General features: G+C 39.8%; 16 protein-coding genes. 6 read left to right on the top strand and 10 right to left on the bottom strand.

Annotated features, from left to right (window positions below; all coding sequences use genetic code 11):
* Nucleotides 1-1,027 precede the first annotated feature (1,027 nt).
* Entirely contained in the window at nt 1,028-1,909 is an 882-nt protein-coding gene (locus tag BK575_RS00780; RefSeq protein WP_078408476.1) for a nucleotidyltransferase-like protein, read from the bottom strand.
* Between the two features lie 179 nt (nt 1,910-2,088).
* Here BK575_RS00780 and BK575_RS00775 point away from each other — a divergent pair, with 179 nt between their 5' ends.
* Nucleotides 2,089-2,460 carry a YgzB family protein gene (locus BK575_RS00775; RefSeq protein WP_078408475.1) on the top strand — a complete coding sequence of 124 codons (372 nt, stop codon included), beginning with the start codon at nt 2,089-2,091 and terminating at the stop codon, nt 2,458-2,460.
* A gap of 14 nt (nt 2,461-2,474) precedes the next feature.
* Here the strand turns inward: BK575_RS00775 and perR are convergent, their stop codons facing one another.
* From perR to BK575_RS00750, 5 genes are all read right to left on the bottom strand, one after another.
* Nucleotides 2,475-2,915, bottom strand: coding sequence for a peroxide-responsive transcriptional repressor PerR (perR, locus tag BK575_RS00770; protein ID WP_204524849.1), 441 nt, complete (start codon nt 2,913-2,915; stop codon nt 2,475-2,477).
* Nucleotides 2,916-3,244: 329 nt separating this feature from the next.
* Nucleotides 3,245-3,712 (bottom strand): thioredoxin-dependent thiol peroxidase, encoded by a 468-nt coding sequence (bcp, locus tag BK575_RS00765; protein WP_078408473.1) that lies wholly within the window; start codon nt 3,710-3,712, stop codon nt 3,245-3,247.
* 119 nt (nt 3,713-3,831) lie between these two features.
* The gene (locus BK575_RS00760) at nt 3,832-4,617 is read right to left on the bottom strand and encodes an ABC transporter permease (RefSeq protein WP_078408472.1); all 786 of its coding nucleotides are present in this window, start codon (nt 4,615-4,617) and stop codon (nt 3,832-3,834) included.
* A 3-nt stretch (nt 4,618-4,620) separates the two neighbouring features.
* Nucleotides 4,621-5,412: an ABC transporter permease gene (locus tag BK575_RS00755; protein ID WP_078408471.1), complete on the bottom strand. Its 792-nt coding sequence runs from the start codon at nt 5,410-5,412 to the stop codon at nt 4,621-4,623.
* Entirely contained in the window at nt 5,405-6,418 is a 1,014-nt protein-coding gene (locus tag BK575_RS00750) for an ABC transporter ATP-binding protein (protein ID WP_078408470.1), read from the bottom strand. Before BK575_RS00750 ends, BK575_RS00755 begins: the two co-directional genes overlap by 8 nt.
* Nucleotides 6,419-6,884: 466 nt before the next feature.
* Here BK575_RS00750 and BK575_RS00745 point away from each other — a divergent pair, with 466 nt between their 5' ends.
* The 3 genes from BK575_RS00745 to BK575_RS00735 all read left to right on the top strand — a co-directional run bounded on the left by BK575_RS00745 (nt 6,885) and on the right by BK575_RS00735 (nt 14,226).
* Nucleotides 6,885-8,180 carry a glutamate-1-semialdehyde 2,1-aminomutase gene (locus BK575_RS00745; RefSeq protein ID WP_078408469.1) on the top strand — a complete coding sequence of 432 codons (1,296 nt, stop codon included), beginning with the start codon at nt 6,885-6,887 and terminating at the stop codon, nt 8,178-8,180.
* 309 nt (nt 8,181-8,489) lie between these two features.
* The gene (locus tag BK575_RS00740; RefSeq protein WP_078408468.1) at nt 8,490-12,959 is read left to right on the top strand and encodes a glutamate synthase-related protein; all 4,470 of its coding nucleotides are present in this window, start codon (nt 8,490-8,492) and stop codon (nt 12,957-12,959) included.
* Between the two features lie 178 nt (nt 12,960-13,137).
* Nucleotides 13,138-14,226 (top strand): FUSC family protein, encoded by a 1,089-nt coding sequence (locus BK575_RS00735; protein WP_078408467.1) that lies wholly within the window; start codon nt 13,138-13,140, stop codon nt 14,224-14,226.
* A 162-nt stretch (nt 14,227-14,388) separates the two neighbouring features.
* Here the strand turns inward: BK575_RS00735 and BK575_RS00730 are convergent, their stop codons facing one another.
* Nucleotides 14,389-16,701 carry a copper amine oxidase gene (locus tag BK575_RS00730; RefSeq protein WP_078414589.1) on the bottom strand — a complete coding sequence of 771 codons (2,313 nt, stop codon included), beginning with the start codon at nt 16,699-16,701 and terminating at the stop codon, nt 14,389-14,391.
* 174 nt (nt 16,702-16,875) lie between these two features.
* A complete protein-coding gene (locus BK575_RS00725; protein WP_078408466.1) occupies nt 16,876-18,345 on the bottom strand; it encodes an aldehyde dehydrogenase family protein in 1,470 nt (489 codons plus the stop codon).
* Between the two features lie 271 nt (nt 18,346-18,616).
* Between BK575_RS00725 and BK575_RS00720 the strand changes: the two genes are divergently transcribed.
* Both BK575_RS00720 and BK575_RS00715 read left to right on the top strand, forming a co-directional pair.
* A complete protein-coding gene (locus tag BK575_RS00720; RefSeq protein ID WP_078408465.1) occupies nt 18,617-19,348 on the top strand; it encodes a response regulator transcription factor in 732 nt (243 codons plus the stop codon).
* Between the two features lie 16 nt (nt 19,349-19,364).
* Nucleotides 19,365-21,413 (top strand): sensor histidine kinase, encoded by a 2,049-nt coding sequence (locus BK575_RS00715; protein WP_169907464.1) that lies wholly within the window; start codon nt 19,365-19,367, stop codon nt 21,411-21,413.
* 145 nt (nt 21,414-21,558) lie between these two features.
* Here the strand turns inward: BK575_RS00715 and BK575_RS00710 are convergent, their stop codons facing one another.
* Nucleotides 21,559-23,109, bottom strand: a complete 1,551-nt coding sequence (locus tag BK575_RS00710; RefSeq protein ID WP_078408463.1) for a solute symporter family protein — start codon at nt 23,107-23,109, stop codon at nt 21,559-21,561.
* Nucleotides 23,106-23,453 carry a DUF485 domain-containing protein gene (locus tag BK575_RS00705; RefSeq protein WP_078408462.1) on the bottom strand — a complete coding sequence of 116 codons (348 nt, stop codon included), beginning with the start codon at nt 23,451-23,453 and terminating at the stop codon, nt 23,106-23,108. The genes BK575_RS00710 and BK575_RS00705 overlap by 4 nt, the downstream gene beginning before the upstream one ends.
* Between the last annotated feature and the right edge of the window lie 116 nt (nt 23,454-23,569).

Genomic DNA, 23,569 nt, shown 5'->3' with positions numbered 1-23,569 from the left:
CCAGTGTGGCCAGTGTGGCTCTCAGGTCGGCTACGCATCGTCGCCTTGGTGAGCCGTTACCTCACCAACTAGCTAATGCGCCGCGGGCCCATCTGTAAGTGATAGCCGAAGCCATCTTTCAACCAAGGACCATGTGGTCCACGGTGTTATCCGGTATTAGCTCCGGTTTCCCGAAGTTATCCCAGTCTTACAGGCAGGTTGCCCACGTGTTACTCACCCGTCCGCCGCTGACTTCAGGGAGCAAGCTCCCATCTGTCCGCTCGACTTGCATGTATTAGGCACGCCGCCAGCGTTCGTCCTGAGCCAGGATCAAACTCTCCGAAGAAATGTTTGACTTGCTCATAATAAAATAGAATTAACGTTGACGTTTTTTTGTTTTGTTCAGTTTTCAAAGTTCAACATCGCCCGAAGCGACTTTTTCATAATAACATTTTCAAGTTTTAGTTGTCAACACTTTTTTTCATCTTCAACCAACCTAGTGTCGATCATTTGTTACTATCGCGTCAGCGACAAGTAATAATTTATCACATAAAAAATATAACGTCAACACTTTCTCACTAAAATATTTTAACGATACGATTTAATCATTGAGACTTACGTTATACATTGGAAAATCTTTTAAAAGCCAGATTGAATTTTCAATGACATAATTACAATAACATTAGATAAAGGAACCTTCCATCAAGGGGAGCTTCATCCCCACTGATGGAAGGTTAGACCCGCGCGATGCGGGTCAGGCAGACATTGCCGCAGGACGCGGGGGTGTTAGTCTGTGTCCCTTTAATTGTTTTTTACAGGCAGTTATCCCCCGCTTAAGCTTCCCTGATGATTCCAAGTTTTAAAGCCAGGATCTTACTGACCGGTAATGAATGGGGGAAAAATAAAGTGTTCTTCTTGCCGTGTTTTTCCCTTCAGTAAACTATCAACGATTTTAACAAACACTCGGCAGGGACTCTATCCGCTATCGAGCAAAGTTGCTTTCCTATCCCATCAAAAATGTCCTCACCCTTGACACTCACTGTTCACTTCATTCTTCATTATGTGTTTCTACATAATAATAGCGATGATACAGGCCTTTTCCTTTCGTTTCCACGTTACATACAGAGACAATTTCTTTTTCAACTAAAAACTCAAGGAGCACTCCTAAGTCAATAGCATACGATTTAACTTCAGGATGATTGATAATGTCCGCAAAAGCCCATGCTTCTGACTTTCGGGCCAACAAGCTCACCAAATGCTTAGTCCCACTCCCTTTGCGTTCAGTAATTAAAAATTCAATTGCTAAAAATAAAAGTTCCAACCTCTTCTCCAGTGACTCTCCTCCTATTACAAGCTCCTCGTACAATTTGTAAATTTGAGGTTCTATCTTCTTCACTTGATTCCACACTGTAATTTCAGGATGAAACCCGTGTTCCAGCACTGATAATCTCCCTAAGTGATGTAACGCATGTACCATGTGATTAAAGGCATCTAAATAGTGTTTAGACTCATAAAAGTCTTTTCCTTCTATAAACCGTCTAATTAACTTGGCGAACTCAATCCCCATCTTTCTTAGCCGATCTTCACACGGAAAGGAGTGTAATCGCTGTTTGAAGGAATCTACATATTCATTACGATCAAACAATACTTTTCCATTAAAAAGCCACTCAACTACCCTGCGATTAGTACCGTTTGAAATCCAATCGTGCAGCAATGACTCTGTCACCACAAACAACCCGGCTGTCTCATCTTTATACTGGTAATGTTTTACAAATAAAGACTGTTCAGCATCCTTTACGATGACTAGGATCACAGCATCTAAATTATCTGTAACCGGCGATTCAGATTTCTTTTTCTCAATTAATATAATCCCTAAAGTATCTCCATTACTGGCACGCTCTTGATAAATTGGGCGCAGTACATCTTCCATTTTTCATTTCCTCCAAAACCAATTCCACTCTTGGTATATTTACTTCATTCTACTGTATTTCTACATACGAGAATACAATACCTTTTTGTTTTTTGACCAGCGTTCTCTGCAATCCATATTAAAAATCTTAAAAATTGTAAGCGGATTATGTTATAGTTATAATTTAGGAGGGTCACAACATGTCATTAAAGTATTCAAATAAAATTAATAAAATCCGCACTTTCGCTCTTAGCCTTATCTTCATCGGATTTATTGTCATGTACATCGGTGTATTTTTCAGGACAAGCATGTGGGTCATGACGTTATTCATGTTACTTGGCTTATTATGTATTATCGCCAGCACAGTAGTATATTTTTGGATTGGGATGCTTTCAACAAAAGCGACCCAGGTTGTTTGTCCTACTTGCGGGAAGCCAACGAAGTTATTAGGCCGGGTCGATATGTGTATGCATTGCCGAGAGCCTTTAACACTTGATCCTTCTCTAGAAGGAAAAGAATTCGATGAAAAATACAACCAAAAACAAAAAAGAAAAGCTGATAGCTCCAATTGAACGCTATCAGCTTTTTAATGTTGTTCCTTTTTCCGGCACTCTGGACAAGTTCCGTAAATTTCCATACGGTGGTGACTAACCTCAAAACCTGTGATATGGGCAGCTAACGCCTCCACCTCATCTAAACCTGGATAATGAAAGTCGACAATTTTACCGCAACTTTCACAAATCACATGGTAATGATGTGTGGTCACATAATCAAATCGACTTGAGGAATCGCCGTATGTTAACTCTTTTACAATGCCCACTTCACGGAAAACACGTAAATTATTGTAGACAGTCGCAACACTCATATTAGGAAATTTACCTTCCAGAGCTTTGTAAATATCGTCTGCCGTCGGATGTGACATAGAGTTAATTAAATACTCTAAAATCGCATGACGCTGCGGCGTAATGCGGACCCCCGTACTTTTTAAGGCTTCAATCGCCTCTTTTAATTCCTCTTGATGAGTCATCGTCATGCACCTCATTTCTATATCATAATACCATCTGTATAAATTATTACTTTATAATGTTTATAAATAGTCTACATGGATATTCACATATTTGTCAACTTTTCTATTCTTCCTATAGTATGTATCCCTACAAGACCTTTTCATTCTCTTTTTAAAGTTCAAAATGAGGCTTCTTTGTTACGACTGGTTCAAAAGAAAGAAAAAAAGGTGCGGAGAATTCCGCACCACCATATACTAACACCTGAGGAGGTATGCCCTACACTCATATTGTACGTGAGCATACCTGCAGAGGTTCTAGACGAATAACCATTTTTGAAAACCTTTTCTTCTTAACTTTCTTCCTTAATAAAAGACAAAGCCTCTTCTACATGACCTTTTACTCTAACTTTCCGCCACTCTTTAATCAATATCCCATCTTTATCAATGACGAAAGTAGACCTTTCAATTCCCATATATTCCTTCCCAAAATTCTTTTTGAGCTTCCAGACTGCATACCGCTCTGCAGTCTCATGATTTTCATCTACAAGCAACAAGAAAGGCAAACCATGTTTTTCTGCAAACTTTTGATGCTTGTCCACAGGATCCGGGCTAACTCCAAGAATAACAGCATCCAACTCCGCGAACTGTTCGTGATAATCGCGAAAATCACATGCTTCCGTTGTGCAGCCAGGCGTCATATCCTTTGGATAAAAGTACAATACAACATACTTCCCTCGAAAGTCTGTTAATTTCACCGTTTCCCCTGTTTGTGCCACCAGTTCAAAGTGCGGGGCCGCTTGTCCTACTGCTGTTGTCATTTTCACTTCTCCTACCCTTCATGAATCCATTGTCTAGTTAAGCGTATCGAAATATAGCTTCAAAAACAACTAACTGTTGCAAGATCACAGCAGAAACAGTTAGACTCATCTCCCCCGTTTTAATTACCAGCTCCCCGATACCTTTTCACTCCGATGTTCCACAATATAAACGAAAGTATAAAAAATACTAATCCCATTACAGGTGTTAAAAAGGCATAGCCGTACCACTCTGTCCGCTTTAAAAAATAAGCAGATGGATAAACACCCACAAAGGCAAAAGGTAAAATCCATGTGAGTACATAACGAATGACCCGATTATAAATATCAACTGGATAACGCCCATAATTCCCGATGTTATACATAGTAGGCATGATGGATGTACGGGCATCTGACCAAAACCCTATACTTGCAAGAGACACAAAAATTCCTGCATACACCAGCGCGCCTCCTACTACAAATAAAATAAAAATAAATGGATCGTACCAATGAAAACTTAATTGAAGTTTAAAAGAAGCATATGCCATAACCGCTATTCCCGTAAACGCGCCAAACAAAGATTCCAATTCCATCCGCTCCAGCACAACCTGGAACAAACTGTGAATGGGACGTGTTAAAATCCGATCCATTTCTCCCTTTACGATATAACGTTCGTTAAAGTCCCAGATATTAAAGAACGAGGCAAATAAAGCGAACGGCACTAAGAAGAAACCGTAAATGAAGATAATCTCTTCCCTGGACCAGCCATTTAAGAACTGCGTATGTCCGAATACAACTAAAATAAAGATTAAATTGACTCCTTGAAACAGTAAGTCCGACAACATTTCTACAAACATATCAGCACGATATTGCAAACGAGTCTTCATGTATTGGGCAATATATTGAACAAACATCGATAAATAAAACACGTCTTACCCTCCTTGAATAACCATCCGTTTTTTAGCCGCATTCCATAACAAATGAACCGGAATCAGCAATAGGACGGCCCAAATTCCTTGGAATAATAGCGCTTCTACCATTTCATTCCCTTTAAAGCCTTCCGTAAAAATCATACTCGGAATATAACTGATCGATTGGAAAGGAAAAAATTTCATAAACTCCTGCGCCCAAAGAGGATAAAAGCTAATTGGCAATAAAAGGCCGGAAAACAAATCAATGACTACGCGTTTCGCTCGAATTAATCCGTCATTATTAAACAGAAAGAATGTTGTAATACCTGTTAATAAGTTGATTTGAGTATTAATAATGAAACTTAGCACAATGGATAAACTAAAATAAAGCCAGACAGACATATTTGTTGAGAAATCAACAGGAAATAAAAAAGAAACAATAACCATGCCCGGCAAGGAGAAAAATACTAATCTAAAAATCCCTTCACCCAATCCCTGCATCGTTTTCATACCCAAATAGCTGTATGGTCTTATCAATTCAACAGCGACTTTCCCTTCTTTAATCTCCATTGCAATTTCTCGATCAATATTATTAAAGTAAAAAGCCCTCGCCATCCATGAAACAGCAACATACGTAGTCATCTGAATAATGGATAACCCTTGTATGTCTTCCTTCCCTCCGTAAATGGCTGACCAAAGAAAATAGTAGGCTCCTATATTGATGCTGTAGATTAAAATCCCGCTATAATAATTGGTCCGATATGCCAGCATCATGAGAAAACGAATACGAATCATCTCTAAATACTTAGCCACGAATAGCACCTTCTTCATAAATGTTGCGGATAATTTCTTCTGTTGAAACTTCATTGATGCTAATATCTTTTATTTGATATTGACCTACAATACGACCAATAAGATCAGACATGACATCTTGTTGATTTTTAATATGAGCGACCCATATATTCTTCCTTTCTCCCGCCATCCACGCAACAGATAAGTCTCCCGTAAGCAAGGTAAGCTGTTCTTTAGAAGGAGGAGCTGTAAATTCAAAGACGATCTGCTTTCCTTCTCCCCAAGTCGAACGGAGATCTTGAAGAGCTCCATCATAAATGATATTTCCTTCATCTAACATGACCACCCGTTCACAAAGAGCTTCAATATCGGACAGGTCATGGGTAGTCAATAAAATGGTTGTATTATACTTCTCATTAATTTCTTTTAAAAACTGGCGAATTTTTAATTTTACCAATACATCCAACCCAATGGTCGGCTCATCTAAAAATAATAACGGCGGATTATGAATCAATGCGGCAGCCAGTTCACATCTCATTCTCTGGCCCAGTGACAATTTACGAACCGGCTTGTCCAGTAAAGGACCAATGTCTAATGTTTCGATGACATGATTCATATGGTCATTATATTGCTCATCTGTTACCTTATAGACTTTCTTCAATAGGCGAAAGGATTCTTGCACGGCAATATCCCACCACAATTGAGAGCGTTGCCCAAACACGACTCCAATTGTCTGGGCGAATTTCTCCCTTTCTTTATGAGGATTCATTCCATTCACGATCACTTTTCCTGATGTTGGCGTTAGAATGCCTGTCAGCATCTTAATGGTCGTGGATTTCCCCGCCCCATTCTCCCCAATGTAACCGACCATTTCCCCCTGCCTCACCGTAAATGAGATATCATTAACCGCAGGAAGAATTTTATAATTACGGGTAAAAAGATCGCGAAACGCTCCCTTTAACCCTGAACGACTTGAATAGGACTTGAATTCTTTTCGCAGATTTTCTACTTCTATTGCATTTGGCATGTTATTCCCTCCATGATTTTCAACCATAAAGACTAGTTTATACAATCTCCGGCCACTTTCACAAATACTATGCCCAAGAAACTTTTAGCGGATTAGCTCCAACAGCAAAAAACAAAAGGGGAGCGGACAATCGACTTAAACATTTTTGATTACGGCAGCCCTTAAATATATATTCCACTTAATAATTCGACACATCTTCATTTCATCGAGGGGCATCACAATCGGAGAGCTAGACAACTTGAATTCGCCCCCAAGGGTTCACCTATGCGGATGGCGCCAACCCCGCAAGGGGGGGTGTCAGCCGCTTAGGTCTAGAAAATTCGGCGTGGCCGTTCTTTGGTCATGTCGAATTTTCTAAATCGATCTATATAGAAGTTTTTTAAGATGACCAAAATTCTGCTAGAATAATGGAGTCAAAAAGAAACTATTTAAGCACCAGTCATATTTTAAATTAGGAGGATTCAAGATGAATTTTACCAAGTCAGAACAAATCCATCAGGAAGCACTTGAACATATAGTCGGGGGAGTCAATAGCCCTTCCCGCTCTTACAAAGCAGTAGGAGGCGGGGCTCCCGTTGTGATGGAAAAAGGGAAAGGCGCCTATTTTTGGGATGTCGACGGCAATAAATACATTGACTATTTGGCTGCTTACGGACCCATTATTACAGGACATGCTCACCCTCACATTACAAAAGCGATTCAACAAGCGGCAGAAAATGGTGTATTGTACGGAACACCACACGCCCATGAAGTGACATTTGCCAAAATGCTGAAAGAAGCGATGCCTGCCATGGATAAAGTTCGTTTTGTCAATTCGGGTACCGAAGCTGTCATGACGACCATTCGTGTTGCGCGTGCGTATACAGGGCGAGATAAAATCATTAAGTTTGCCGGATGCTACCACGGACATTCTGACTTAGTACTCGTTGCAGCAGGTTCTGGCCCTTCTACCCTTGGGACTCCCGATTCTGCAGGGGTTCCTAAAAGCATCGCTCAAGAAGTCATTACAGTTCCATTCAACGATATCGAACCACTTAAAGAAGCGCTCGAAAAATGGGGAGAACAGATTGCCGCAGTGCTGGTTGAGCCGATTGTCGGGAACTTTGGCATTGTCGAACCAGAGGCCGGTTTCTTGCAGCAAGTAAATGATTTGACTCATGAAGCAGGCGCTCTTGTGATTTACGATGAAGTCATTACAGCCTTCCGCTTCATGTATGGAGGGGCCCAGGATTTATTAGGAGTTAAACCCGATTTAACCGCCCTGGGGAAGATTATTGGCGGCGGTCTTCCAATTGGAGCTTACGGCGGACGAAAAGAGATTATGGAAAAAGTCGCTCCGTTAGGCCCTGCTTATCAGGCAGGAACGATGGCCGGTAATCCAGCTTCTATTTTAGCAGGCATTGCTTGCTTGGAAGTACTTCAACAAGATGGCGTATATGAACATCTCGATCGATTAGGTGCTATGCTGGAGGCAGGCATTTTAAAACACGCTGACACATACGGTGTTCCCATTACCATTAATCGTCTAAAAGGCGCCTTAACGGTTTACTTCACAACTGAAAAGGTCAGAAACTATGAACAAGCCGAAAACACAGATGGAGAGATGTTTGCCAAATTCTTCAAGTTGATGCTCCATCAAGGAATTAACTTGGCCCCTTCCAAATACGAGGCATGGTTTTTAACAACTGAGCATACAGAAGAAGACATTACCAATACATTAAATGTCGTAGAACACGCATTCAGTCAGCTGAAAAGCGAATAATTATGCATATTTTGAAATAAACGGGGGAGTTTGATTCTCCCGTTTATTTTACCCAAATAATGAAAACGTTTTCAACTTTACTTTAGAAAATTAATTTCACTCCAAAAAAAGCTTTCCTCTCATTGTATACAGTATCCAAAGGAATGAATAAATAATTGAAATTTTTTCCCTTTCGTGATACGATGATATTTGATAAATTCAGAAAAATTAAAACATTTAGTTTACAATACATTGTTTACTAATAGAAAGATTTGTGATGGAGGTGAACGGCAGCAAAAGTGTACTCTATGTATACTTTAAGCCAACGTTATGCAAACAACATGGACCCCTAGTTTATTTAAAGATTACCATCTTCATGAGCATGATGCATGTGGAATTGTGTCGGTCATGGAAAAAACAAACAATCCCACAAAGGCTAATATCGACATGTGTATCGACGCTTTGACTACAATGAATCACCGTGCCGGATTCGTAAACAATGAAGGTGATGGAATTGGCGTTCATATTGACCTGCCAAAAGCTTTGTGGAAAGAAAAGCTTGTTCAAGCCGGGCAAGATTCCAGTTTAGTAGATTCTTCTTCCTTTGTGGCTGGGCATATTTTCATTTCAAAACATGCTAATGCAAGCGATATCAAAAAACGGGTGGCTTCCCTCTTCTCCCAAAAATCCTTCTCTATTGTATACGAAGCTGACAATGTAATAGATACAAGCGCTTTAGGTCCTCTCGCCCAAAATGAAGAGCCTCATTTCTGGCAATTTGCTTTAACAGCATCAAGTACCGAAAATTTGTCCAAAACATTATTCGAATTAATAATTGAAATCGAGCAAGATGAACATGTGCACGTCGCCTCTTTAAGCAATTCCTATGCCGTTTATAAGGTGATGGGAGCCGGCAGCACATTGAGACAGTTCTATCATGACCTGCAAAACCCGCTTATCGCTTCAACGATGACATTAGGACATAACCGTTATTCTACCAATACGTTAACAAGCTTCTTTCGTGTGCAGCCATTTAGTTTATTAGGACATAATGGAGAAATCAATACAGTAGCCAAATTGCGTGACGAAGCGAGAATGATAAACGTTCCTCTTACAAAAGGGGGAAGTGACTCACAAGATTTGGATCGAATCATTCAAACCTTGATTGCCCGTGACGGTTATTCCCTGTTTGAAGCAGTCGATATTTTGTTCCCTCCAATTATTAACGAGATCAAATCATATCCTTCTCATCTGCAAAATTTATACACGTACATTCGTGAAGGCTGGGGTCATTTTGCCCAAGGGCCTGCTGGTATTATTTCCAGATATGGAGACGAAGCTGTGTTTAGTGTGGACGCTCTCGGACTTCGCCCTCTTTGGAAGCTTGAAACAGCTACCTCCTATCTATTCTCGTCGGAACCGGGAATTATTCCAAACAGCGAATACACGGCTGAACCAAAACCTTTGGCACCAGGCGAAAAAATCGGTCTGAAATGGAATAGCGAGGGTGTTATGGATATCTACCATTATCCTGCTTTTCAGGAGGAAGTGTACAAGCGCTTTACAGCACGTATTCCACTTTTCAATGAAGCTGAACGGTTAACACCGCCAAAGTATGAGGAGCTCACCTTAGAAGCGGCTCCATCTAAAGTATCGAACGGACAATACGCAGCATTTGGCTGGGACCGTGAGCATATTCAATTGCTTGAACAAATGGCAGAAAAAGGAGCCGAGCCAATCCGTTCTCTTGGACATGACGCCCCTCTTGCGGCCATTGATTCTTCCCGCAAAAATTTAGCGGATTTCATTAAAGAAAGTGTAGCCGTTGTTACAAATCCTGCAATTGATCGTGACCGTGAAACGGAACATTTTTCTACAAGGACCATCATTGGAAAACGCCCTTCCTTAACAAAGAATGAGGTTGAGAACTATGTAGTAGAACTATCTTCTCCCTTGCTGATTGAAGGAGAAATGGGCTATAAATGTTCATCATTATTAGAGCATCCCTCTTATAACCAGCTAGTCCATGCTTATGAATCAAAAGGGCTCGTTCACTATTTATCAGCAACCTTTAGTGAGCAAGAAACATTAAAGCAAGCTTTAGACCGTTTAAAAACTGAGGCCATTAACGCTGTACAGGAAGGAAAAACACTTATTATTCTTGATGATACAAAAGCCCATCAGGACGGGTTTTTATGGATTGATCCTCACCTGATTACGTCTGCTGTCGACCAAGCACTCGTGCAAAAGCAGCTGCGCCGCAACTGTACATTATTGCTTCGATCAGGTGCGATTCGATCTTTACATGACATTATTGTAGCGTATGGATTAGGGGCTAACGCCATCAGTCCTTACTTATTATTTGCAACAGTCAGCGAGGAAGAAGTTCATCCCGTCATGAACTTATACCAATCTCTCGTAAAAGGATTGGAGAAAGTCATTTCTACCATTGGGATTCACGAACTTCGAGGGTATGGCCGACTCTTTTCTTCCATCGGACTGCATGAAGATATCGCTTCCGTGTTAAATGTAGTTAACTTCTTTGGTTCAGATCAATTAAAGTATGACTTTCACGCCTTAAAAGAAGATGCACAAGCAAGAGCCCAAGAGTTTCAAGATGAAAAAGCAAGACCGGGGAAAACATTCCACTTATTCCCTAGGGTTTGGAAAGCCATTGGGGAAGTAGCTCAAACAGGCTCTTATGAATCTTATCGCGAAAAATTAACTGAACTCGAGGAAAATAGTTCCACAACTATTCGACATTTGACCCATTTAGTTCAGGCAGCCAAACCAACAACACCGGAAAAAGTTGATATTGGGGTAGGAGAACATAGCTTACCGTTTATCATCGCATCCATGTCTTTCGGTTCTCAAAATGAAATTGCCTTCCGTGCTTATGCGGAAGCAGCAGACCGTTTAAAGATGATCAGTTTAAATGGGGAAGGCGGCGAGATTAAGGATATGCTCGGAAAGTATCCTCGTACCCGCGGGCAGCAAGTTGCCTCTGGACGTTTTGGTGTCAATGCGGAGCTCTTGAATTCTTCTAATCTTTTAGAAATCAAAATAGGGCAAGGAGCAAAACCTGGGGAAGGCGGTCATTTACCAGCTTCCAAAGTGACAGCGAAGATTGCAGAAGCACGTAATGCAACTATTGGATCTGATTTAATTTCCCCTTCCAATAACCATGACATTTACTCCATTGAAGACTTGGCACAAATGATTGCCGAGCTAAAGACAGCAAATGATCAGGCAAGAGTAGCTGTTAAAGTACCGGTCGTTCCAAACATCGGTACAATCGCTGTCGGAATTGCCAAGGCAGGTGCAGATATTATTACATTAAGCGGATTTGACGGCGGTACCGGGGCTGCCCGTATTCACGCCCTTCAATACGTTGGATTGCCTGTTGAAATCGGGGTAAAGGCTGCCCATAACGCACTTTTAGAAGCAGGACTGCGTCATGAAGTAGAGATTTGGGCCGACGGAGGCATTAAAAGTGCTCTTGACGTCATGAAAGTGATGTTATTAGGGGCAAACCGCATCGGTTTCGGAACCCTTTCCATGATTGCAATCGGCTGTACGACCTGTCGCGGCTGCCACTTGGATACATGCCATGTGGGAATCGCTACACAAATTGAATCGGAAGCACAGGCAAAGGAACATGGTCTGCGCCGTTTTGTTCCCCGCCAACTAGACGGAGCTGTTCAAGGATTAATGAACTTGTTTACAGCGTTCGGTGATGAGCTCAAACGCTTGACTGCAAGCCTTGGATTCGAACGCCTGCAAGATATTGTAGGACGCTCTGATTTACTTGCACAAGTTCGCGGCAAAGATTTAATGGATTTAACGTATTTGTTAAAAACTTTGGATATCCAACCGTTTGCCAAACAAGAAATCGCAGCGAGCAGCGAACAGCCAAGACTAAGCGCAGCAGTCGGTGCAGAATATTTAGATTTTGACGTAGAAGACTTAGGAAAGTCACGTGAATATGAAGCTGTCACATCTGAACAGCGGATTTTGGGAAGCCGTGTATCTTGCCATCGAGTACGTAACCGTTTGGATGGCTCTTATCATAAGCTTCCAAGCATTAAACTTCAGTATAAAGACGGTTCAATCCCTGGAAATGGTCTAGGGGCTTATAATAGTGCAGGAATCGATATTGAAGTGTCAGGCGGAGCCCAAGATGGAACCGGCAAAACCTCTATTGGAGGCAATATTTTCGTCTTTAAATCAAAAGGATTAGATGGAAACTATTACAATGGTTCAGTCGGAAAAGGCTTTGGTTATGGAGCGCAAAAAGGACTGCTTGCCGTACAAGGCAACGCCGATGCAAGAGCCGGTATTCGTCTATCTGGTGCCGATATGATAATTGGCGGCAAATTAAACAACGCCATTCCTGAAGAAGAGCATGGAAATATTGGTGTAAATGCCAACATTAAAGGCTTCGCATTCGAATACATGACAAACGGAAGAGGTCTTGTTTTAGGGGATCCGGGTCCATGGATTTGTGCAGGGATGACGGGCGGTGTCATATATTTAAGACATCAGCCTGAACTGGGGCTAACAAAAGAAGCATTACAGCGACGTATTGCCAAAGGGGCAAAAGTGAGCATTATGCCGTTGAACAAAAAAGGCATAAGCGATATAAAAGAGCTTTTAACCATTTACCGTGATGCGTTAAATACACAAGGCCAAATAGAAGAAGCGAAAGAAATCGACACACTTCTTCAACAGCCGGAGAACTACTTCCTGCAAGTCATTCCAACTAAAGAACAAGCGGATCCTTCCGTTTCAACTGAGTAAGCGCAAATACCCTATTGGTAAAAACAATCGAAAAATCCCGCAAATTGGCGGGATTTTTCTTTTTTCTTCTCTTGATATCAGGCTATAAACCTTGTATATTATGTTATTGTTTACTTTAAATCTAATTGAATAATAACTAACTAAAGATTATTTTAGAGGAAAGGAATTTTAAACCCACATGAAACTTGGTGCCCGCATTTTAAAAACGGGAATTGCCATCACCCTTGCTATTCTATTGGCACATCTTTTACAGCTTCCATCTCCGATTTTTGCTGCAATCGCTGCTGTATTTGCCATTCAGCCGTCGATTTATCGTTCTTATTTATCTGTATTAGAGCAACTCCAGGCAAATATTATTGGAGCTATTTTAGCCATTATCTTCGTATTAATTTTTGGAAACAATCCTTTTATTATTGGATTAACGGCTGTCATTGTTATTGCGATTAATTTAAAACTAAAAATCGAAAATACGATTGGCCTGGCCCTCGTCACTGTCATTGCCATCATGGAAAATACAAGCGAACAGTTCATCGAATTTGCCATTATTCGCTTTTTGACGATTATGCTCGGAGTCTTATCTGCTTTTATAGTCAACCTCGTTTTCATTCCTCCCAAGTATGAAACGAAGCTTTATTATAAAATTGTCGATACGACAGAAGAAATCATTAAATGGACTCGCATGAATATTCGTCAGGCTTCTGAATACACGTTATTAAAGGAAGACATTGAGCGGATTAAGGAAAAAATGAACAAAATGGAGCTGCTGTTTACTCTTTATAAAGAAGAGAGGATATATAAGAAAAAGAAAGTTCTTGTTAAGTCGCGAAAACTAGTCCTTTTTCGCCAAATGATTGTCACTACAACAAGAGCATTAGGAACATTGAAACTTTTACACCGTCTCGAACACGATATGCATCATATGCCAAAGACGTTTCAACACCTTATTAGATCAGAAATTGATTGTTTATTAACATACCATGAGCAAGTGATGTTAAAGTTTGTAGGGAAAATCAAAACACAATTTTCAGAAACCATGGCCAATGAAGTATGCAGCAGCAAACGAGCACTAATCGATCACTTCATGAAGCAAAAACTATTTGAGGATGAAGAAGAAAATAAAATGGTCTATCACCTCTTTCCTCTTGTTTCGGCCATTGTTGAGTACAGTGAACAATTAGAACATCTCGATAAACTCATTGACAGCTTCCATAGTTATCATAAAGAAGTTAATGAATTTGATATTCAAGAGAAGCAGGAGAATGAATAAAAGAGGTTGACTCAAAAGGTATGAAAAGCATACCTTTTGAGTCAACCTCCTGAAAAGGCCCGTCATGAGAATCCTGCAAAATCAAGGATTCAGTGACGGGCCTTTTCAATAAAGAATCATTTTTGTGGTCTGTCTAGAACTTACGGGGCAGCCACTACCTGATTATTTTGAATCTTTTTTAGGCAAATCTAATGTTGGGGTACGATCAAAGAAGTTCCAAGGTTTTAACATCGCATGCACCCATTCTGTTGGCATCATCGGCCATTCTTCAGCACGTGCTACATGAGTTGCTCCTGTGGTCATCCATACAACATTATCCGTATTTTCAATCGAACTATTATCCGCTGTATATTGCTTTAATCCAGTATCGGTTTTACTGCGGTTAGGATATTTTCCTTCCGGGTACCGTTCATTAGGATCATAGTTCGTTACCCAAATTTGTTTATCCATAAAGTTGACTCGCTTTAAAAGCCAATCATCTTCACTAAATAATGCTCCTTTGGCAATTGGATGAGTTCCTCCTGCAAAAGGTATAATTTGGTAAGAGACGGGATTCCCCACTTTGTTTTCTTTATTAGCATTACTTAATAAGCGAATGGTTGACGGATCAAACTTCTGAATAGCCTCTTGTTCAGTTGTCACTGTTTTCTTCTCAGTAACCATGACACTCTTACGAGGACCGCCATCCTGATTTTTTTCTACTTTTGGGTTAATTTCCGTTAGCGAATTTTTCTCACCATCGACATCCAAATCAAGTCTGAAATTGTAAATATGCTGATGAGTTGTCCCTACAATGTTATTATCGAGCAATGTACCATATCGTGTATCATCCTCAGCGGTTTCATCATGCATCGTTTTTGTTTGAACGCCTTTTACAGCTTCTATACCAGATGCTCCCACATCAATTTTAATGGTTCCATTTTGTGATAAAACCCAATCAAAGATATAATCATAGTTTCCTATTGTGCTAATCCAGCGCATAACTAATTCTCGACGTTCACGGCTCTGATTTTCTTCTGTAAATGTAGCAAGGTCGGCATGTTTATATTCCGGACCCGCATACTGCTCAAAAACGGCAATAGCATTTTTTATCGTGTAAGGATTTCCTGCATTATCAGCAATCGTTGCATCAAGCAGTAAAGCATTTTCTGGTACATCCGTTCCTAATTCAAGAGGTGCAGTTAATTGCCCCATCCCATAGTCACCAGCATCTAAATAGGATTTAAAATACCATCCAACATCTGGATCTCCATAAGGAACGATCATCCCGCCCAGTGATCCCTCATACATAATTTTTCTTTTTTTACCATGATCATTATAAGTAACAGTTGATAATACAGGTCCTACACGTGTATCTAAACGTAAGTGAAAATCCCAATTTTGCCAACTGATTGTATTTCCTTTAACATGATAGTTCTTGCCTTTAGGCTCTGTAATAGTAAGGGGCCTTACATCTACTTTTTCCGTATAATCTCTCCCATCATAAGCATTTAATTGCATTGGAACCGGAATGACTCCTTCATCTTCCACTTTAATAACTTTCTTCTTTTCAAGATCCACAACTGCAACTAAATTTTCGATTGGATGCGCCCAAAAATTCCCGTCACCAGTATTTAAATAGGAAACAACTTTTAGCAAACGTTGATCATGCTTCAGACCATCTTCTCCCTCAAAATAGCCAACTGTTAACGGTGTAGCTACAACTTTTTTTATTTCATCTATACCGCGTTTCTTAAGTGCCTTTGCAAACTCCGTACTTGATTCGATGGCAGCTTGGACAGCAGCAAAATCATCTACCATAACCATGCCATGGACACCATCGATTTCATTCCAGGAGACTAGTTTTTTGGTTGATAGATTAACTTCTCCCTCAATTACTTGCTTACCATCTAATGCAATAAATTCTGCTTTTCTAACAAATGTTTCTTTTTTACTCTTATTAAAAGTCCAATCCCAGACTTGCTTTTTATCAGGCAGTTTTAACGTAATTTCTGTAAAACGAAGACTCTCCTGATATTTTCCCGCCTCTTTTAATACATTTATGACAGCTTCAATTTCTTTCGGTGTTAATGGGTCGAGCGGATGAGCCTCGCCTTCTATTTGAACGGTTTGGTCGAGATTAGGCAAAACTTCATTGATAAAATGGTGAGACACATAGACTTTTCCATCTTTTTTTGTTACGGGCGATTCTAATTTAATCACATCATCATTCACATTCGCTTTATTGGAACCAGGTTTTATCTTTATTACCGTATCGTCTTTTTTGATTGTGATTGTATCTGTGAAAAAACTCCAAAAATTTGATCTCACAGTGGCACCTGTACCCTCTAATGCAGTGTCCAATTCAACAGATTCTACTTCGCCGCCGTGAGCAAATGCCCTGTTCTTATAGAATAATGAGAAAGAAGAGAGTGTCAACATTAGTGCAGTAACGACAATAATTCCTGCCTTCATAATCCTTTTCTTTATTTTCATAAGCATAGTCCTTTCATTTTCTTTTTTACCATCATTAAATAAAGGAAACTTCTATCAGTGGGTTGCCCTGTCTCCCACTGATAGATAATCGATCTTATCAGTTTTTTTAGTACAGAGTAGCCGGTTATTACTTTTAGAAGAGCAATTAATGCTTAAATTGCTCTTTTTATTACTCTAGAAGCCGTACCAGTTCAATTTTTCTTTACTTAAATCAACCCAGACATGTTTCGTTTTTGTATACATGTTTAATGCTTCGATACCAAGCTCGCGTCCAAATCCGCTTTGCTTATTTCCTCCAAAAGGAGCCGTACTGTCCAACATACTATATGTGTTTACATAAACTGTCCCTGCATTTAACCCTCTTGCCATACGCAGGGATCTTGATAAATCGTTTGTCCATACCCCGGAAGCAAGACCGTAAATTGTGTTATTTGCTTTTGACAATGCATCTTCTTCATCAGTAAAAGGAATAATAGAGACAACTGGTCCAAAAATCTCCTCTTTTGCGATCGTCATATCATTGCTCACATCTGTAAAAACCGTTGGCGTATAGAAGAATCCTCCCCCTAATGATTGATTCCTCCTGCCGCCTGTTACAAGCTTTGCCCCTTCATCCTGTCCAATTTGAACATAACGCTCAATGACATTCAGTTGTTGCTCGGATACTTGAGGGCCCATTTGCGTAGAAGGGTCAAGCGGGTTTCCAACTCGAATAGATTCTACTTTTGAAACAAAGCGATCAATGAAATTGTCATAAATACTCTTTTGGACAAACAGTCTTGATCCTGCTGCACATACTTGTCCCTGAGCGAAGTAAATCCCAAATAATGAACCATTCACTGCTTCTTCTATATCAGCATCCTCAAAGACAATGTTAGGTGATTTCCCTCCCAGTTCCAAAGACACTGGACGCAAATTATTACTTGCTGCTCTCATAATCAGTTTCCCTGTCGCCGTTGAGCCTGTAAAAGCAATCTTATCTACATCCGAGTGGGAAGATAACGCCGCACCTGCGCTAGAACCACGTCCGTTTACGACATTAATTACTCCATCCGGAATGCCTGCTTCTTGCATTAATCTTGCCAACTCTAGAATGCTGATAGGTGTTTGTTCAGCAGGTTTGATAACAATCGTATTTCCAGCTGCCAAAGCAGGGGCCAGCTTCCACATGGTTAGCATAATCGGAAAGTTCCAAGGAACGATAGCTCCAATGACACCGATCGGTTCACGTAACGTAAAGTTAAAACGATTGCTGGGCGATGCTAATGTATCCCCTTGAATCTTATTAGCCATACCTGCATAGAACTCCAATACATCGATAGCTGCTGGAATGGCAATCATCTTTGTTTCATTAATAGTCAGCCCGTTATCATTTGATTCTGTCTCAGCCAAGTAATCTAAGTTTTCCCATAGCTTCTGAGCTACCTTATACAATAAACGGCCACGATCACTAGGCGCCATGGAACTCCAAGGACCTGATTCGAATGCCTTGCGTGCCGCTTTTACAGCTAGATCTACATCTTTTTCATCACCTTCAGCTACAATTCCATTGATTTCTCCCGTTGCTGGGTTAATGGACTCAAATGTTTTGCCAGATTGTGAACCCACCCATTGACCACCAATAAATGATTGATATTCCTTCATTCCTCATCTCTCCCTGTAAATTTCTTTATAAAGCTTATCGAAATATCCATATACATCTTGGCTCTTATAGCTTGTATTTTATTGGTCTACTATTTTTCATTTCCTTCCTCCCCTCAGTTCTTCTACCTTATTTTTGGCTATTATAAAAGACGAAGTTAAAGAATTATCAAAATTATGTTAAAATTTTAGGAAAAATACTTTGAATAACTCTTACTTTTTTAAATAGTGAACAAATCAAACAAAATATACGTTTTAAGAAAAGGAGATAAATATGCTAACTAACTCCAACGTACTGATAGTCGATGATGAACCTGAAATTAGAGAGCTCATAGGGCTTTATTTAACAAGGGAAGGATGCAACGTTCATGAGGCACAAAATGCAAAAGAAGCTATTCAACAAGTCGAACATATCAACCCGGACCTTGTCGTTCTAGACGTTTTTTTGCCAGATTTGGACGGGATTGAATTATGCCGGAAGATTCGTCAAATAACAGAGGTCCCCATCTTGTTTCTAAGCTGTAAAGATTCAGAGATAGATAAAGTAATAGGGTTGAGTGTAGGTGGAGATGATTATATTGGGAAACCATTTAGCATGCATGAGTTACTTGCACGTATTAAAGCTCATTTACGCAGGAGTCTTTTAATACATAAACGAGTAGAAAAAAACATTTATAAATCGGCCTCTATTTTATTGAATGCCGACCGCCATGAATGTCATGTTTCCAATCAGAGGCTCATTCTCACTTCCAAGGAATTTCAACTGCTGCATTTTTTTATGAGACACCCTCAACAAGTATTCAGTGCCGAACATCTCATGGAAAAAATATGGGGATTTGATGCAGAAATCGATACAAAAACGGTCATGGTCCACATTGGGAATCTAAGAAAAAAACTACAGGGAACCTCTAAAAAAGAGGGTATTATATCAACCATTAGAGGAGTAGGATATAAATTTAATGAAGACGTTCAAGAAGTTACTTCAAATATTTCAGAAGGGTTTTAAAACATTTCGCGGGAGAATGCTGTTTATATTTCTGTTGTTCTCCATAGGCCCGCTTATATTTATTGTATATATGGTCATGCATAACCTCGATGATTTATTGGATATGACAAAAAAGCGGACAGAAGTTGCCCTCTTAAACAATAATGTCTATCTGTATCAAGAACATGTCAAAAAGCAGGCTCAAATCATCAATGAACAACTAGATTCCATTGCAGCCCAGCTCAACCCAACCCGGATACTTGCAGAAGATGTGTTTAATCATTCTATCATCGTGGATGGCTACAATTTGCAGTTAACCAAGGAGAAGGAAGGGTACTATTGGGAGAAGGTAAATGGTGATGTGTCCAACATTGGTGTAAGCGCTAACACTGCAATAACTCCAACTATTAGATCTCGATTGGCTGAATCTAAAATATTGGAAAACACATTTAAAACCATTGTAGAACAAGATCCTAACATAGCGGCCATCTACTTTATAGGAGCTGAATCATACTGGCGTATTTATCCTAAGCTGAATGTCAAACAAGAAGTGGACCAAGGCTACCTAAAACCAGATATTGATTTTACGAAACAGCCGTTCTTCTATTCTGCCACTCAATCTCACAACCAAAAGGCAGCCTGGACTAATACGTATTTAGACTTAACCCATCGAAAAGAAGTGCTTTCTTTGTCCTTGCCTATACATACAACAAATGGAGAATTTATAGGAGTTATCGGTGCAGATATTACGCTTTCACAAGTATTGGACTATTTGCTGGGGTTTGAGTTTAAGGAGAAAGGGGCTTACGCGGTGCTCATTGATTCAAATCAGCAATTCATCTCCTACCAACCTAAAGCGAAGAATGACTTACCTTTTTTAGATCGGCATATTCGTGGACAAATGAGTAAACAGCATAAGTTTTCAACCACTATTAATAAAAAAGAGAAGCTAATATTAACCTCGGAAGTAGAGAATACAGGATGGCAGCTGGCCTATATTATTCCCAAAAAGGATGTGAGCCGTCCTATTAACACTATTTTAGAGGAACAATTAAAAGCATACAGGCAATCTTTTGTCGTTCAATTTATTAGTTTAGTTTTAGTTTTGACCATCGTTTTAATTGTTATATCAGTTATATCATGGAGAAAATTCACCAAGCCTCTTTCAGAAGTAATAAAAGGAATTAGAAGCATTAATAAAAATAATTTAAAAATTAAAATCGGCAAGCAGTCATTGACCGAGTTTCAAGTGTTAAGTGAAGCTTTTAACCAGATGGCCGACCGGATCAATGAACTCGTCGAAAACTATCAGGATTTAAACTCAAAATTAGAAGGAAAAGTACAAGAACGAACCGCTCAATTAAAGCGAATCAATCTCTCTTTAAAAGAAGCAAACGATAAATTATCCAAGATGGAAGAGGCACGAAAAACTATGTTTGCCAACATTGCACATGATTTAAAAACTCCCATCACGCTCGTTTTAGGATACATGGAAGCCATTCAACACGGTGTCATCCAAAAAGAAGATTTTGATGAATATTTAAACCGCATTCAAAAACATCTCCACTCTATTAACCATCTAGTCAAAGAAGTATATGAATTAAATAATGTAGAAATGGGACAGAGTACATTTAAATTCGAGGAAATAAACGTAGAAGTTTTTTTCCAACATCTTAAAGACAGCTATAAAAACCAGGAAAATATAGATATCATGATAGAATCCTCCCTACCGTCTTTACATATAGATAAACGCTATATGGAGCGTGCTATTTTTAATCTGATAGATAATGCCCTAAAATATTCGGAACCCAATGCCTCTGTTATGATAAGAGTGAGCAAAGAAGAAAAGCATCTTCATATAGTCATTTCCGATTCCGGCTGGGGAATCTCTCCAGAAGACTTACCTTATATTTTTGATCGCTTCTACCGGGTAGATAAAGCCAGAAACTCGGATAAACCCGGAAACGGACTCGGTTTGGCCATAGTAAGAGAAATCATTCACGCTCACCGCGGGGAAATTAAGACAGACAGCCAATTAGGGAAAGGTACGAAATTTACCATTATGATTCCGTTTCGCCCTGTATGATGTCATAAAAAACATCTATAAACTAAACCCTCCTCTCTAAAATGTTTTGATAAACAGAGAGGAGGGTTTTATTTATGGATTCACATCGCGAGTTTTTGAGTAGTCAGTAAAAAGCATCTATATACCCTTGAAATATACTATTTTTTTAATGATCTTTCGCCGCGCTAATGCCATATCCAGTATTGGATTTGAATAGAACCTCAGCAAAGCTTTCTGTATTGGCTTTTTCTTTAGATAGAATAGTCCCCAAATAGGCCCCCAGGAATCCTAATGGAACGGTATAAATGGTTGGATTCAACATAGGGAAAATCGGATCTCCCGTAAAGATGGCTGCTCCAGGCGTCGGATTCCATACATTCGGGCTCAAAAGAACGAGCGTAACAGAGCTTAACAATCCAAATACCATTCCCATAATCGCTCCTGTCGCATTAAAGCGCTTCCAATAGATTGTGCATAAGATAACAGGCAAGTTAGCACTGGCGGCGATACCAAGAGCCAATACCGACAAGAAGGCGACATTGAGCTTTTGAGCAAATAAAGCAAGCAAAATAGAAATAACTGCTACTCCAATCGAAGAAAGACGCGCGACAAGTACTTGCTGCTTTTCTGTCACATTGCCGCCTTTAATAATTTGTCCATATATATCATGGGCGAATGCTGAAGCAGATGTTAACACAAGACCTGAAACGACTGCAAGAATGGTCGCAAACGCGACAGCCGATACAAAGGCAAATAAAATTTCCCCACCTACTGTAAGCGCCAATAAAGGAGCCGCCATATTACCTGCAGGGTTAGCCGCCACAATATTATCAAATCCGACAAACGCAGCTGCCCCGAAACCTAAAAAGATTGTCATGATGAAGAAAGCACCAATGAACCAAGTGGAATATACGACAGATTTACGGGCAGTCGCAGCATCTTTTACGGTGAAGAAACGAACGAGAAGATGCGGTAAACCCGCTGCTCCTAATACAAGAGCCATATTGAAAGAGATCATGTCCAATCCGTCTTTATATTTATTGCCCGGATTGAGGAATGCATCTCCTAATGGAGTGACGGATTTCACATGTTCAAACATGCTCATGACATTGAAATTAAATTTGGCAAATACAATAAAGGTCAAAATGAAAGAGCCGACAAGCAATAAAACCGCTTTCGTAATTTGAACCCAGCTAGTAGCCGTCATTCCTCCAAAAATAACGTAAATCGTCATTAAAACACCTACGAGAAGAACAGACCACGCATAATCGATCCCAAGCAATAATTTAATAAGTCCACCTGCTCCAACGAGCTGTGCAATCATATAAAAAATGGAGATAACTAATGTGTTAAGAGCCGCTACTCCACGAACCTTTTTGGAATTAAAACGAGCCGTAATCATGTCAGCCATGGTGTATTTCCCCAAATTTCGAAGCGGTTCTGAAACGAGATAAAGCAAAAATAAAAAGGCAACAAGATTTCCAATACTCATATAAAAACCATCAAAACCTATCAAAGCAATGGCCCCTGTAATTCCAAGGAATGAAGCGGCTGACATAAAGTCTCCGGCTACTGCTAAACCGTTTTGCCAGGCAGTCAAACCACCTCCTGCCGTATAAAAATCACTGGCATTCTTCGTTCTTTTGGATGAAAGGTACGTAATGGTCAACGTTAAAAGGATGATGCCTAAAAATAAGGATAAAGCCACTGTACTCATTGATCTAGTTCCTCCTTATGTTTAGCTAAAATATTCGCTGCTAAATTATCATATTTTTCTGACTTCTTTATATAAATAAACCCGCAAACCCAGACAAGCACAAACTGCAGTAAAGCATAGACCCATGCCCACGGAATATGCCCAACCGCTTGATGGGTCAATACTTTCGTATAAGCAGCTAAAATAGGCAATAAAAAATAAAACCCAAAGAAAAACACTGTCATCGGCAAAATAAATGCTTTTTTCTGTTTTAACAGTTCCTGAAAGTCCGCTGTTTCAACCAGTGATGTGTAGGCAACCTTTTTTATGTCGGATTTTTGCTTCTGCTGAACTTGTACTCCCATACATGCTCCCCCTTTTTATAACAAGTATAATTAATTTTAAATTATCTTTGTTATAGTTCTTTCGTTTTTAATTAACTTCCCAAAAACCACCTTGTTAATCAATGACTGTCCTCTCT

Origin of the sequence: Priestia abyssalis, assembly GCF_002019595.1 — a bacterium.
GTDB lineage: Bacteria > Bacillota > Bacilli > Bacillales > Bacillaceae_H > Bacillus_BA > Bacillus_BA abyssalis.
This window is presented reverse-complemented; position numbering and strand designations above follow the sequence as displayed.

Excerpts from the sequence above, each read along its gene's own strand:
- BK575_RS00780 (WP_078408476.1), bottom strand. The coding sequence starts at position 1,909 with ATGGAAGATGTACTGCGCCCAATTTATCAAGAGCGTGCCAGTAATGGA.
- BK575_RS00775 (WP_078408475.1), top strand. The coding sequence starts at position 2,089 with ATGTCATTAAAGTATTCAAATAAAATTAATAAAATCCGCACTTTCGCT.
- perR (WP_204524849.1), bottom strand. The coding sequence starts at position 2,915 with ATGACTCATCAAGAGGAATTAAAAGAGGCGATTGAAGCCTTAAAAAGT.
- bcp (WP_078408473.1), bottom strand. The coding sequence starts at position 3,712 with ATGACAACAGCAGTAGGACAAGCGGCCCCGCACTTTGAACTGGTGGCA.
- BK575_RS00750 (WP_078408470.1), bottom strand. The coding sequence starts at position 6,418 with ATGCCAAATGCAATAGAAGTAGAAAATCTGCGAAAAGAATTCAAGTCC.
- BK575_RS00745 (WP_078408469.1), top strand. The coding sequence starts at position 6,885 with ATGAATTTTACCAAGTCAGAACAAATCCATCAGGAAGCACTTGAACAT.
- BK575_RS00740 (WP_078408468.1), top strand. The coding sequence starts at position 8,490 with ATGCAAACAACATGGACCCCTAGTTTATTTAAAGATTACCATCTTCAT.
- BK575_RS00735 (WP_078408467.1), top strand. The coding sequence starts at position 13,138 with ATGAAACTTGGTGCCCGCATTTTAAAAACGGGAATTGCCATCACCCTT.
- BK575_RS00730 (WP_078414589.1), bottom strand. The coding sequence starts at position 16,701 with ATGAAAATAAAGAAAAGGATTATGAAGGCAGGAATTATTGTCGTTACT.
- BK575_RS00725 (WP_078408466.1), bottom strand. The coding sequence starts at position 18,345 with ATGAAGGAATATCAATCATTTATTGGTGGTCAATGGGTGGGTTCACAA.
- BK575_RS00720 (WP_078408465.1), top strand. The coding sequence starts at position 18,617 with ATGCTAACTAACTCCAACGTACTGATAGTCGATGATGAACCTGAAATT.
- BK575_RS00715 (WP_169907464.1), top strand. The coding sequence starts at position 19,365 with ATGCTGTTTATATTTCTGTTGTTCTCCATAGGCCCGCTTATATTTATT.
- BK575_RS00710 (WP_078408463.1), bottom strand. The coding sequence starts at position 23,109 with ATGAGTACAGTGGCTTTATCCTTATTTTTAGGCATCATCCTTTTAACG.
- BK575_RS00705 (WP_078408462.1), bottom strand. The coding sequence starts at position 23,453 with ATGGGAGTACAAGTTCAGCAGAAGCAAAAATCCGACATAAAAAAGGTT.